Source organism: Providencia rettgeri (genome assembly GCF_013702265.1).
Lineage (GTDB): Bacteria > Pseudomonadota > Gammaproteobacteria > Enterobacterales > Enterobacteriaceae > Providencia > Providencia zhijiangensis.
This window is the reverse complement of record NZ_CP059348.1, coordinates 1,135,498-1,149,605: the sequence shown is the minus strand read 5'-3', so window position 1 is coordinate 1,149,605 and position 14,108 is coordinate 1,135,498. Positions and strand designations below refer to the sequence as shown.

Genomic DNA, 14,108 nt, shown 5'->3' with positions numbered 1-14,108 from the left:
ATGCTGCAACAGATTAAAGTTACCCCACTAAAATGGGGTAACTTCGCAGCAATTACAGTTTCGAATCAACCCAATGTTCGACGCTTTCCATCGCTGTTGGTAATGCGCTTACGTCAGTACCTCCAGCCATCGCCATGTCTGGTCGACCGCCACCTTTACCGCCTACTTGTTGAGCAACGTAGGATACCAAATCACCTGCTTTAATTTTAGCAGTCAAATCATTAGTCACACCAACAATTATACTGACTTTATCACCACTTGTGGTTGAAAGCACGATAATCGCCGATTTCAGCTGATTTTTTAGATCATCGACCATTGTTCTCAATAGTTTAGGATCAGTATCGCTTAATTGACTAACTAATAGTTTGATACCTTTAACATCTTTCGCTTTACTACCTAGTGAAGCACTTTCTTGAGAGGCTTGCTGATCTTTTAATTGCAAAATCTCTTTTTCAAGATTTCGTGATTTATCCAATGCAGCTTTAACTTTCTCAACTAGGCTATTTGCATCACCTTTTAATAGGTGAGCAATTGCAGAAAGTTGTTCTGACTGAGCATGTAAGTGCTCCATTGCAGTTGCGCCGGTTGTCGCTTCGATACGACGAACCCCTGCAGCGGTACCAGACTCACTTAAGATACTGAACAGGCCAATATCCCCTGTGCGGCTAGCATGTGTACCACCACATAATTCGATGGAGAAATCCCCCATACTCAGAACACGTACGCGCTCTTCATATTTTTCACCGAATAATGCCATAGCCCCTTTCGCTTTCGCACCCTCTAAATCCATCAACTCAGTTTCAATTTCTGAGTTTTGGCGGATCTGCGCGTTCACAATATCTTCCACTTGACGCAGTTGCTGTTGTGTCATCGCTTCAAAATGAGAGAAGTCAAAACGGAGATACTTGTCATTTACCAACGAGCCTTTTTGAGAAACGTGCTCGCCTAAGACTTGGCGTAATGCTGCATGTAATAAGTGAGTCGCCGAGTGGTTTAGACGAATAGCATTACGTCTTTCACTATTGACTATAGCCGCAATTCGATGGTTAACAACTAATGAACCTGATTCGACCTTACCCACATGACCAATTGCTTGACCATATTTTTGGGTATCAGTCACAGTAAAGCTAGCGCTGTCATTTTTGAGAACACCAGTATCACCAACTTGACCACCAGATTCTGCGTAGAATGCAGTTTTATCAAGAATCACTAACCCTTCATCACCCGCCTGCAGGGAATCAACCGGCTGACCATCTTTATATAATGCTGTGATAGTCGCTTGCTGTTCATCATGCTGATAGCCTGAGAATTCACTGTGCTTATCAACTTTGATCAGGGCATTATAGTCTGCACCGAAGCCGCTTGACTCTCTCGCACGACGACGCTGGTCTTCCATTGCACGCTCAAAGCCATCTTCATCTACTTTGAGGTTGCGCTCGCGGCATACGTCCGCCGTTAAATCTAACGGGAATCCATAAGTATCATAGAGACGGAATGCGGTTTCACCATCTAGCGTATCGCCTTTCAGTGATGCCAGCTCTTCATCTAATAATTGCAGACCGCGCTCTAAAGTACGCGCAAACTGTTCTTCTTCAGTTTTTAATACTTTTTCAACTAAAGCTTGTTGACGCTGTAGCTCTTCCGCTGCAGGTCCCATTACTTTAATTAGGGTAGAAACTAATTTATAGAAGAACGTTTCTTTCGCACCCAGCATATAACCATGACGTACCGCACGGCGAATAATACGACGTAAAACGTAACCACGACCTTCGTTGGATGGAATGACACCATCACTCACCAAGAACGCACATGAACGAATATGATCAGCAATGACACGCAGAGATTTGTTAGACAGGTCAGTTGCACCTGTCGCTTCTGCTGCTGCTGCAATCAGCTCGCGGAAAATATCGATTTCATAGTTAGAATTCACGTGTTGCAGAACCGCAGAAATACGCTCCAGCCCCATGCCTGTATCTACAGACGGTTTTGGTAGCGGCTCCATGGTACCGTCAGATTGACGGTTGAACTGCATAAAGACGAGGTTCCAGATTTCAATATAGCGGTCGCCATCTTCTTCTGGACTTCCTGGAGGACCACCCCAGATATGATCGCCGTGGTCAAAGAAAATTTCGGTACAAGGTCCGCAAGGCCCTGTATCACCCATCTGCCAGAAGTTGTCAGATGCGTAAGGAGCGCCTTTGTTATCACCAATGCGAATAATACGCTCGACAGGAACACCAATTTCTTTGTTCCAAATATCGTAAGCTTCATCGTCAGTCGCGTATACAGTAACCCACAGTCTTTCTTTTGGTAGGTTAAACCACTGTTCGCTGGTTAAAAGTTCCCATGCAAAGCGAATAGCATCGTGTTTAAAGTAATCACCGAAGCTAAAATTACCTAACATTTCAAAGAATGTGTGGTGGCGAGCGGTATAGCCCACGTTTTCTAAGTCGTTATGTTTACCACCTGCACGTACACAACGTTGTGCGGTTGTCGCTCGGGAATATGCTCGTTTATCCAGACCAAGAAATACATCTTTGAACTGGTTCATCCCTGCGTTAGTGAACAATAGTGTTGGGTCATTATTTGGCACTAGCGAACTGCTGGCTACCACCTGATGACCTTTCGTATGGAAAAAGTCGAGAAACGCTTGACGGATCTCAGCGGTGCTTTTACTCATATTTATCCCGATATCAAGCTGGAAACAGAATTACGAATTGTTGAGATGGAATGTAACATCACCTCTAATCAACTCTCCGATTAAAAAGTGACTGATAAGATAAAGTCTCTTTGTATAGAAGTAAAATATAGATACATCCATTCGCGGCTTTCATTGTAAAGCGTCTGAATATTTTCTGAAAGTATGTTTATACCTCTGGCTAGGGTATTTTTCCACAGAAAAACTGTGCAATAAACTATTATTGTGATAGGCAGAAACAAAAAAGCGCCAGTCAATTAAGAATGGCGCTTTTGATATCAATTTATTTCAATAGGTTAGCGTTGAATTAAAATTCTTCTGGAACTTCCTCTTCATCAGAATCACTGATGAAATCAGTCGCTGCACTGTTAAATTCACCTGTGTGGTTTAATAATAAATCACGCAGCTTTTTATCAATTTCTTGTGCAACTTCAGGATGTTCTTTCAGGTAAGTTGTCGAGTTCGCTTTACCTTGACCAATTTTGTCGCCGTTATAGCTGTACCAAGCGCCCGCTTTTTCAATCAGCTTATGTTTAACACCTAAGTCAATCAGCTCACCGAAGGTATTGATACCTTCACCATAAAGGATTTGGAATTCAGCTTGTTTAAATGGCGCCGCAACTTTGTTTTTCACCACTTTAACGCGCGTTTCGCTACCAACAATTTCTTCACCGTTTTTCACTGCACCAATACGGCGGATATCTAAACGAACAGAAGCGTAGAATTTCAGTGCGTTACCACCAGTCGTGGTTTCTGGGTTACCAAACATCACACCAATCTTCATACGGATCTGGTTGATGAAAATCAGCAAAGTATTTGAATTTTTCAGGTTACCCGCTAATTTGCGCATTGCTTGGCTCATCATACGCGCCGCAAGGCCCATATGAGAATCACCGATTTCGCCTTCAATTTCCGCTTTTGGTGTTAATGCTGCAACGGAGTCAACGATGATCACGTCTACCGCACCAGAGCGAGTTAATGCATCACAGATCTCTAACGCTTGCTCACCCGTATCTGGTTGGGAACACAGAAGGTTATCAATATCAACGCCTAATTTTTTCGCGTAGATAGGGTCAAGCGCATGCTCAGCATCAATAAACGCACAAGTTTTACCACTACGTTGTGCTGCAGCAATAACTTGCAGAGTTAATGTCGTTTTACCTGAAGATTCAGGACCGTAGATTTCAACAATACGCCCTAATGGCAAACCACCCGCACCTAAAGCAACGTCAAGAGATAAAGAGCCTGTTGAAATGGTTTCAACATCCATTGTGCGGTCTTCACCAAGACGCATAATGGAGCCTTTACCGAATTGCTTTTCGATTTGACCTAATGCCGCAGCAAGTGCTTTTTGTTTGTTTTCATCAATAGCCATGTTCACTCCCTAAGGCAATGGTGGTAACCATTGCGAATAAAACGATTGAATTCGATTTGTTGGAACTAAGTATACTGTATAATCATACAGTATCAAGAAAATTTTTCAGATATTAACTGTAAAAGCGTTTCCAGCGAATAACCTGTTGATTGCAAACGAACTTGATACCTATCACCTTCGAATATCTGATGACGAGTCACAACATCCACAGTACCATTGGCCTGCTTTAATGCAAAACCAAACCAAACTGTCCCGACAGGTTTATCTTCGCTGCCGCCGCCCGGTCCAGCAATTCCACTGACTGACATCGCAAAGTCTGCCTGGGCTTCATCTAATGCTCCAAGTGCCATTTCCTGAACCACTTGCTGACTCACTGCACCAAAACGCGTTAATGAGTCGTTGGTTACCCCAATCATTTGGTGCTTAGCTTCATTACTGTAAGTGACAAACCCACGGTTAAAATAAGCTGAGCTGCCTGCAATATCCGTCAACACTTTGGCAATCCATCCACCAGTACAAGATTCCGCCGCCGTCACTGTTTTATCAAGTTGCAGTAAACGCTGTCCTAACTGAATACTTAATGTCTCGAGTTGCTTCTCATTTATCATTTGGCTATTCACCATTATGCTGTTTTCTTACGAGCGCGATCCCAAATCCACAGCCCTGCAATCGCAATTGCGAATACCACGCCAAAACCGACACCTACGCTCACGACCGAGAATCCGACCTTTATCGCCAGAGAATATAACCCTAGCATTAATAGCATGGCACTGTTTTCGCCGAGATTTTGTACTGCGATGGCATTACCTGCTCCGACTGTTTCTTTACCTTTCTCTTGAAGTAAAGCATTCAGTGGAACCACAAATAGCCCACCAAAAATCCCTAATACCATCAAAATAAAATAGGAAGGAATAATATTGGTTTGTAGTGAAAGGAAAACCACCATAACCCCAATCACAATCCCTGCAGGAATACAGCGATAGACCGTTTTTAAGGTGATAAATTTCGCCGCTAACCCTGCCCCCACAACAATACCTACCGCCACCATCGCATTCAAAATGGTTGGGGTTGTATTATCTTGCAATCCTAAAGCCACTGGCACCCACGCCACCAGCAAGAAACGCAATGTTACCCCTGCGCCCCAAAACATGCTGGTGCCCACAAGGGAAAAACGACTTTCTTGATTTGCCCATAAAATACGACAGGCGGAGAAGAAGTCCCCCAGCAACTGTTTGAAATTCCATCCTGTTCCCGGTCTTGCAGCCGCTAAGTGGGGAATAAAAAAGTTAACAATGACCGCGAGCGCATACAGTAAAGAACAAGTTCCCAATGCCAATAGTAGGTTAATGTCAGAGAGCATACCGCCAACCACAGAACCCACTAAAATCGCTGCGATCGTAGAGGCTTCCATTAGTCCGTTAGCTTTGACTAAATTATCGCCACCTGTAAGTTCACCCAAAATACCATATTTTGCCGGAGAATATGCAGCGGCACCGACACCGACTAACCCGTAACAGAGGAATGGATTAACCCCTAAGCAGATCCCCAATGCCCCAATAAATTTAAATATGTTGGAAAACAGCATCACGCGGCCTTTAGAAAATCTATCCGCAATTTGCCCCACAAATGGTGCCAGCACAATATAGGTGAAGACAAACACCATTTGTAGAATTGGATGGCTCCATTCTGGGTAAAATTCCGCTTTTAACTGCGCTAATATCGCGAATAATAACGCGTTATCTGCAAATGCAGAAAGAAACTGAGACGCCAGAACGGCTTTCATTCCGGTGCTCATCAGTGGCGTATTTGGTGTGCTTTCCTGCATATTATTCCCCTGTTAACGCCATCTGTTTTAATGTCACAAAGTCCGTTTTTCCGCTACCTAATACTGGTAAGGCTTTAACCCAACGAATATCCCGAGGAACCGCTAATTCAGTTAAACCTTTACCTTTCGCTGCGGCAGATAATGCACCTCGGTCAAGATCTTTATCCGTGGTAAATAACACCAACGCTTCCCCTTTGCTACTGTCGGGTTTAGTCACAACACCGTGGTCGCAGCTTGGAGAGATCTCAGCCACCATTTGTTCAATACTTTCAAGAGAAACCATTTCGCCAGCGAGTTTAGCAAAGCGCTTCACTCGTCCTTTAATGGTGCAGAAGTTTTTATTGTCTAACTCAACAATATCCCCAGTGTCATACCAGCCTGGTTCTATCTCGCCCTGAGCATTTTCCGCTTTTGGCTCCTCTAACACGCCCGGCGCTTCTACACGTAAGTAACCCTTCATTATATTTGGGCCTTTCAGTTGAAGTTTTCCACCGTGTTCAATACCCGGTAATGGTATAATACGGGCTTCCATACTGGGTAAAATCTGCCCTACAGAGCCTTCTTTCGCCGCCATAGGGACATTAATAGAGACTATCGGCGCACACTCCGTCACGCCATAACCTTCAAGAATACGGATACCAAATTTTTCGTACCAAATTTTCTTGGTTTTATCTGACAGTTTTTCTGCGCCAGCCACAACATAACGAACTCTTGCAAAATCATACGGATGGGCAAAACGTGCATAATTGCCTAAGAATGTTGAGGTTCCAAACAGAACGGTACAATTTCGGTCATATACCAATTCAGGAATAATTCGGTAATGTAACGGACTTGGATATAGGAAGACGCGGCTCCCAGAAAACAGCGGGATAAATAACCCAACGGTTAATCCAAATGCGTGGAATAACGGCAGTGATGACATAAAACGGTCACGCGGCGTAAAATCGGCAATGGTTTTGATCTGTTCAACGTTAGCCATTAAGCTACGATGACTATGCACTACGCCTTTTGGCGTCCCTTCAGAACCAGAGGTAAATAATACAATGGCTTCGTCATCCACGTTACGGGGAACAATAGCGTTACGTGGTGAGAATAAATGCTTAACAATCCACCACTTATCTTGGAAAGTGACAGTATCTTTTAAATCTTCGAGGTAAATCCACGTGGCTTCAGGCACTTGCTCTGGAATATGGGTCAGTTTCCCTTTTTCCAAAAATTGTCTTGAAGTAAAGACCACCTTCGCCGTTGACGCTTTCAAAGCATTACTGATCCCGTGGCTTCCCGCCGTGTAGTTCAGCATTGCAGGCACACGACCACGCATTAAACAGCCGAAAATTGCTGCCGCGGTCACTGTCGCATTGGGTAGCAATAACCCTACACGCTCATTTTCATGGGTGTAGCGTTCGATAATTCGTCCAACACCAAGAGACTTTTTCAGTAATCCTTGATAGTTATCTTCTTTAAAGGCGATATCTTCAATACAGCGAGAACGACGCCCATAACGTTCAATACTATCAATAAAGGCTTCGACTAACGTCATTTGTGGGCGGCTTGCCATACGTGCCGCTTTCATGATTTGGTAAAGGTGTTCACCCGCTAATGCGCGACGCTCAACAGCACGTGGTGCATCCGGCATAGGAATGGCTTCAGCAGGCAGGATATGTAACTTGATTTTCGGAAACCACTTTAACGGGATAACCCCTTTTAAGCGTCCAAAGTAACTTCGCTCAGCACCATCAATACGAATAGGGACAATTTTTGCCCCTGATTTGGCAGCGATAAAAGCCGCGCCTTCATAGATCTTCATTAAAGAGCCATGAACAGAAATGCGGCCTTCTGGGAAAATAACGATTGGGCGACCTTTGTCCACTTCTCGAACTAAGTGTCTGAGGCCTAATGGGTTCTTTGGATCTAATGCAACAACATCGGCATAAGGCTTAAGACGCTTGATCATCTTAGGCGTTGCCACTGTGCTGTACATAGCAAATACCGGTTTTACTGGTAAGAATAGCGCAATCAACACACCATCAAGAAAAGAGACATGGTTTGGCGTAATGATACATTTGTCTTGATTGAACTCATTTGGGTTGCCAATGACTTCGACACGAAACAAAAACTTCAGTACTTTTTTTATTATCTTTGCCAACATAATGATTTCCTTTCTTATGGTGATAATTTTATCTATTGATTAACAATTAGATACCACAACAATTATCTCGTGCCCCATCCGCCTCATTAAGGGGTTTATTCCTAAAGGCATTGGTATACCTAATATTTATCTCAAATTTGCGATCTGGTTAATGATAGCATCAATGGATTGATTGGCATCAATAACGTGGTGCGCAGTCGATAAATAGATAGGATCACGCTGCTCCATCACCTCTTCAATTTCTTCAAGCAGTGATTTTCCCGTTAAGCTCGGTCGCTGTTCTGCTTGAGGCTCTGCCGCCAGCCGCTGTGCGAGGGTTTCAGGAGTGGAACGTAAATAAATGACCGTTCCATTATCCCGCATAACCTGCTGATTTTCAGAGGCTAAAATAATACCGCCCCCTGTTGAAACAATGGCTTTTTGTGGTTCGATTGAAGCAAGAATTTGGCTTTCTAGCTGACGAAAATAGTCCCAGCCTTGTTGCTGGACAATGTCAGAAATGCTCATTCCCGCGTGTTCTAAAATAAGTTTGTCGGTGTCAATAAACTGGTAACCCGTTTTTTCTGCGAGTTTCTTACCAATCGTTGTTTTTCCTGAGCCTCTAGGCCCAATAATGTAGAACATCGATATTCATCCCATCATCATGATTACTATGATAAATTTGCCATACACATGCTTCTAGCAGGTTAGCCAAAATGGCGAATAGTCTAAAAAAATAAAGCCACACGCAGTGTGGCTCGAACCATTTCAAAACCTATCTGGTTTGGAAATGATACTTTAGGGTTGTAAAAATAAATCAGGAAAATCAATTTATTGATTTTCGCCTGATAACACAAAGAGGGAAAAACCACGCTTTTATCCCTCTTTGTCTGCAACTTAAGCCACACGCAGTGTGGCTCGAAATTATTATGATTAAATTATGGCCGACTTAAAAAGTCACCGTAACCAATCCATTTATAGGTCGTCAGAGCATCTAACCCCATCGGCCCACGGGAATGGAGCTTTTGGGTGCTCACTGCCACTTCCGCACCGAGTCCAAACTGCCCACCATCGGTAAAACGGGTGCTGGCATTAACGTATACCGCAGCCGAGTCCACACGCTGCACAAAGTAATCCGCTTGGCGAATAGACTCCGTTAAGATGGCGTCAGAGTGTGCGGTACCATAATGACGAATATGTTCGATAGCGGCATCAATCCCTGAAACAATCTCAACGTTCAAGTCCAAAGATAGCCATTCATCCACTAAGTTTTCCGCTTGAACAGGAACCACTTTAGCAGCGCCATCTTTCAAGAATGCCATTGCTTTCTCGCTGGCATGTAATGTCACTTGCTGCTGAGCCATTTTTTCACTTAAACGCGGTAAGAAACTCGCCGCAATGTCTTCATGAACCAACAGTGTTTCCAATGAATTACATGCACTTGGACGCTGAACTTTAGCATTAGTAATGACACTCAGTGCCTTATCAAAATCCACAGAGTCATCTACAAAAGTATGGCAAACACCAATTCCGCCAGTGATCACCGGGATTGTAGATTGCTCACGACATAATTTATGTAAACCCGCACCGCCGCGAGGGATCAGCATATCCACATAGCGATCCAATTTTAATAATTGAGCCACTAATTCACGATCCGGATTATTGATTGCCTGTACCGCATTGGCTGGCAGCCCGCTATTTTTCAGCGCTTGCTGAATAACCTCTACCACAGCAAGATTGGTATTATGCGTCTCTTTTCCACCGCGCAGAATGACCGCATTTCCCGTTTTTAAACATAAAGAAGCGACATCCACAGTAACATTAGGGCGGGCTTCATAGATCACTCCAATAACCCCTAACGGAACACGACGACGTTGTAAATTTAACCCGCTATCTAACTCGCTACCATCAAGGAATTGCCCTACCGGATCAGCCAACTGGCACACTTTTCTGACGTCATCCGCGATGCTTTTTAAGCGCGCTTGGGTCAGTAATAAACGATCTTGTAATGCTTCGCTCATACCACTTTGCTGAGCTTGAGCCATATCCTGCTGGTTAGCCGCTAAAATACTGGCACTCTTTTGCTCTAAGAGGTCAGCAATTTGCTCAAGCGCACTATTTTTTTGTTTGGTATTGAATTGAGCCAACTGCCATGACGCTTCGCGCGCCGCTTTACCCATTTGTTCTAACATAATTAACTCACTATCATATCGTCGCGATGAACGGCAACTGAGCCATGTTCATAGCCAAGGATTTTACCAATATCTTGGGAATGATGACCGGCAATCATTCTGAGCGCATCACTATTATAGTGGCTTACACCATGTGCCAAATCTTTGCCTGCCATATTACGAATACGGATCACTGCGCCACGGGAGAAATCGCCTTCTATTTTCTTAATACCTTTTGGCAATAATGAGCTGCCTTTTTCGGTGATCGCCAACTGCGCGCCATCATCAATATAAACATCCCCCGCCGCTGGAGCGCCAAAAATCCAGCGCTTACGGTTTTCCATTGGGTTTTTCTGCCCATAAAAACGGGTTCCCACAGGGATATTTTCAATCACTGAATTGATGACATCCGGTTTATTCCCCGCTGCAATAAACACGTCAATCCCAGCACGGCCAGCAACATCAGCCGCCTGTAATTTTGTTGCCATTCCACCGGTACCTAAGCCCGTTACGCTATCCCCTGCCATACGGCGTAAATCATCATTAATGCCATGAACTTCAGGGATTAGTTTTGCGTTCGGATTACTGCGTGGATCCGCGTCGTAAAGGCCTTCAATATCGGTTAATAACAGTAATTTATCTGCATCACCAAGAATGGCAGCAAGTGCGGATAAGTTATCATTATCCCCCACTTTAATTTCGGCTGTCGCCACTGCATCGTTTTCGTTGATCACCGGAATAATACCGTTATCTAACAGCGCTTGCAGTGTGTCTCGCGCATTTAAAAAACGTTCGCGATCTTCAAGATCTGCACGAGTTAACAGCATTTGGCCAATGTGAATACCGTAGATGGAAAAAAGCCTTTCCCATAATTGGATCAAACGACTTTGACCGACCGCCGCCAGCAACTGTTTAGATGCAATGGTGGCCGGCAGTTCGGGGTAATTGAGATGTTCACGTCCTGCAGCAATTGCGCCAGACGTGACAATAATAATTCGGTGACCTTTTTCATATTGCTGCGCACACTGTCGAACCAACTCAACGATATGAGCTTGATTTAAACGACGTGAGCCCCCTGTTAAGACACTTGTGCCAAGTTTGACCACGAGTGTTTGGCTATTTTTCATCTTTTTTCTGCCATTAGGATTAATAAATACAAAGTGGGTATCAGTTTTATCAGGAGATGCGCGTTATGCCAACAGGCATAACGCAAAATTAAACAAAAGTTGGTTTAAAACAATTTTATGCGCTTAATTCCAGCTTTAATTCTGTCATTAAGGGGGATGGGAACAAGCTTAATTCTAGAGCGGATAATTGCTGGGAAAGGCGTTGATGGAAGGCATGCAGGTTCTTTTCGACGGCATCCGTCGTTGCGGCATCTTTCAAGGTTTTTGCTTGCCAATTTCCCTGATTATTGTAGATCCCTAATTTATAAGCAAATTCGAACCCTTCATCCGTGGAAGCTAATTCTAACCACCATCCCCAAAACTCTCGTTTTTCAGGCGCAATATTCGCATTAACACAGACAACTAAGCTATCAAAAAAGTAGCAGTTTTTGATAGATTGTTGCTCACGTAAATAAGGCCCTATCGCAGCAAATTTCTTTAAAAACTTTCCATTTGTGTAATCAGTCGGTAACGCCATATTAAGGATCTCCTTCTTGGGAAGATCCCTTTTTAACAAATGTTAAAAAATAAGCAAGCTATTCAATACAATTATAATATTTTACTTTCTAACCATTTGGTTGTATCTGACATGGATCGCTCGAAAGCCTCTAAAATAGGGCTACTTGGTAACGTCAATAAATGACTATCCATAGATGAACGCGCTATTAAATCTGAATCAGCTTTCGGACTGTAGGGATCATTTTTAAAACATACTGACATCATCGGTACTTGGTTACGGCGTCCCAACAGGCCTTGATTACGCAGTGAATAACAGCTGAGCTCATGGCGTAATGATTGACCATCAACTTGATAAATTCCTAAGCGGCTAGCAAAAACATCCAGCACCATACGGGGAATATCTTTCTGATATTTTTCTTCATGTAATAGGCTATGGACGATAGGGCCAATCACCGCAACGGCTTTGATTTTATCTGGGCACATATACGCTAAGCGAACAGCAATATTCGCGCCAAAACGGATCCCAGTGATTGCAAATCGCGTGTGGTCAATCCATGGGATGGTGTCGAGCTGGCGAACAATCTGTTCATGCAATGTACTGGTTTCTTGCGAAAGGCAGTACTTGCCAGAATAACCGATAGATGGCATATCCAGCGTTAGCATCGCAATACCACGAGGCTCTAAATATTCTCGAAAGTAGCGGCTGTAATCTGTTTGTAAACTATCCAGCATGCCACAAACCATCACTGTTGGATAAGGACCTTGAACATTCGATGGTATGTGCAAAAAGCCACAGACTTCTTTACCACCATCAACTTTGAATGGGATTTTTTTCAATTGGTACTGTGAGAATTTTGCCGCACTATCATAAGCTTTACAGGCTAACACAATCGCTTGATCCGCCAGCTCATCCCCTTTAATAAACGGGTATGCCGCAATACTGTATAAGTTAGCGGCACGCAACCACGCATCGCACGCTTCCTGGCCTTTTTCAAATTCTAAGGCTTTTTGTTGCCAGTGCATGGCTTGATGTGACCATTCAAAGCACCAATTACCGCGACGATTCCCAATGACGGTATCAAGCCATTCTTCACGGCTACGTTTAGCATCCGAAATAGCAATACGGCTTAGAACTTCTTCAATTTCAATCGCATCAATACCACGCCAAATCCACATTAACCGGTTAAGAGTACGATACCAATGATTATGCGAAGAGCCACTTAATACACTGTGGTTCTCTAATTGGGAAAGGGTATGGGAGGAATAAGAAACCAACGTTGATGTTTCAACTTGTCTAACGCGAGGTTTAAAGAGTTTTTCGGATAAATTTTGCTGAGTCATGTGGGTTCCCTACTTTTACCTATTAAATCTGTCACATAAACAAAAAGGGAGTGCATTTCGCACTCCCCTCTATCATATCGTGTTTAGCTCAAATCACTTAGGTAATAATGTGTTGTTTTTATCAAACAAACGCGACCTATCACGGCTAAACAGATTTAAATTATTTCGTTCAGACTACTTATCTTGTTCACACAGAGGATCGATAAACACAACGCCCATATCCCAAGGCTGTTCAATCCAAGTGTTTTGTGGGATATCAACCACATAATCATCCACTAATGGGCGACCTGCTGGTTTTGCAAAGATAGTCACGAAGTGTGCTTTTGGATACATGTCGCGGATAGCTTTCGCTGTGCCACCAGTATCCACTAAATCGTCAATCACGATAAAGCCTTCACCATCGCCTTCAGCGCGTTTGATGACATTCAATTCGCGTTGGTTGTCATGGTCATAGCTAGAGATACAAACGGTGTCAACATGACGAATACCCAGCTCACGCGCTAACAGTGCGCCTGGGACTAAACCACCACGGCTAACTGCGATGATACCAGTCCATTGTTTTGCTGGTAATAAACGTTGTGCGAGTTTACGGGCATGTATTTGCAACATATCCCACGTTACGACATATTTTTCGCTCATAAAATTCGGGTCCCGAAGGTGAGTAAAACAGAAATGTGTCTTGCGGAAAAAAGGTTGCGCGAGATTATAGTGATTTGGCGCAGGAAAAACCAGTGAAACCATCCCACTAAATGAATTATTCTTATTAGCGCTCTCCATTATTCGATAGAAAGTGTTATGCTGAACCAATACATAAAACCGCTTAAAACCTGAGTTATTACACTTAAGTGCAATCTTAAATTAAGCGACCAACGCCGTCAGTTAATTGTTTTGGATGTAAGCCAATCCCCAGCTTGAAATATGACGGAAAGATTACGATCAAAGTGC

The 14,108-nt window shown here is 43.5% G+C and carries 11 protein-coding genes; all 11 read right to left on the bottom strand.

The window, feature by feature from the left end:
* Positions 1-52: 52 nt before the first annotated feature.
* Positions 53-2,680 carry an alanine--tRNA ligase gene (gene alaS, locus H0913_RS05155; protein ID WP_154639448.1) on the bottom strand — a complete coding sequence of 876 codons (2,628 nt, stop codon included), beginning with the start codon at positions 2,678-2,680 and terminating at the stop codon, positions 53-55.
* Between the two features lie 325 nt (positions 2,681-3,005).
* Positions 3,006-4,073 (bottom strand): recombinase RecA, encoded by a 1,068-nt coding sequence (gene recA, locus H0913_RS05150; protein ID WP_036954212.1) that lies wholly within the window; start codon positions 4,071-4,073, stop codon positions 3,006-3,008.
* A 92-nt stretch (positions 4,074-4,165) separates the two neighbouring features.
* Positions 4,166-4,681 carry a nicotinamide-nucleotide amidase gene (gene pncC / locus H0913_RS05145; protein ID WP_181478103.1) on the bottom strand — a complete coding sequence of 172 codons (516 nt, stop codon included), beginning with the start codon at positions 4,679-4,681 and terminating at the stop codon, positions 4,166-4,168.
* 14 nt (positions 4,682-4,695) lie between these two features.
* Entirely contained in the window at positions 4,696-5,898 is a 1,203-nt protein-coding gene (gene lplT, locus H0913_RS05140) for a lysophospholipid transporter LplT (RefSeq protein WP_154639446.1), read from the bottom strand.
* Between the two features lies 1 nt (position 5,899).
* The gene (gene aas / locus H0913_RS05135; RefSeq protein ID WP_181478102.1) at positions 5,900-8,047 is read right to left on the bottom strand and encodes a bifunctional acyl-ACP--phospholipid O-acyltransferase/long-chain-fatty-acid--ACP ligase; all 2,148 of its coding nucleotides are present in this window, start codon (positions 8,045-8,047) and stop codon (positions 5,900-5,902) included.
* 126 nt (positions 8,048-8,173) lie between these two features.
* Positions 8,174-8,671, bottom strand: coding sequence for a shikimate kinase AroL (gene aroL, locus H0913_RS05130; RefSeq protein ID WP_181478101.1), 498 nt, complete (start codon positions 8,669-8,671; stop codon positions 8,174-8,176).
* Positions 8,672-8,964: 293 nt separating this feature from the next.
* Positions 8,965-10,218, bottom strand: coding sequence for a glutamate-5-semialdehyde dehydrogenase (gene proA / locus H0913_RS05125; protein WP_181478100.1), 1,254 nt, complete (start codon positions 10,216-10,218; stop codon positions 8,965-8,967).
* 2 nt (positions 10,219-10,220) lie between these two features.
* Positions 10,221-11,324 (bottom strand): glutamate 5-kinase, encoded by a 1,104-nt coding sequence (gene proB, locus H0913_RS05120; RefSeq protein ID WP_036954225.1) that lies wholly within the window; start codon positions 11,322-11,324, stop codon positions 10,221-10,223.
* A gap of 115 nt (positions 11,325-11,439) precedes the next feature.
* Positions 11,440-11,841, bottom strand: a complete 402-nt coding sequence (gene crl, locus H0913_RS05115) for a sigma factor-binding protein Crl (RefSeq protein ID WP_154604573.1) — start codon at positions 11,839-11,841, stop codon at positions 11,440-11,442.
* A 71-nt stretch (positions 11,842-11,912) separates the two neighbouring features.
* Positions 11,913-13,163: an esterase FrsA gene (gene frsA / locus H0913_RS05110; protein WP_154604572.1), complete on the bottom strand. Its 1,251-nt coding sequence runs from the start codon at positions 13,161-13,163 to the stop codon at positions 11,913-11,915.
* Between the two features lie 174 nt (positions 13,164-13,337).
* The gene (gpt, locus tag H0913_RS05105) at positions 13,338-13,802 is read right to left on the bottom strand and encodes a xanthine phosphoribosyltransferase (RefSeq protein WP_108479429.1); all 465 of its coding nucleotides are present in this window, start codon (positions 13,800-13,802) and stop codon (positions 13,338-13,340) included.
* Positions 13,803-14,108 lie beyond the last annotated feature (306 nt).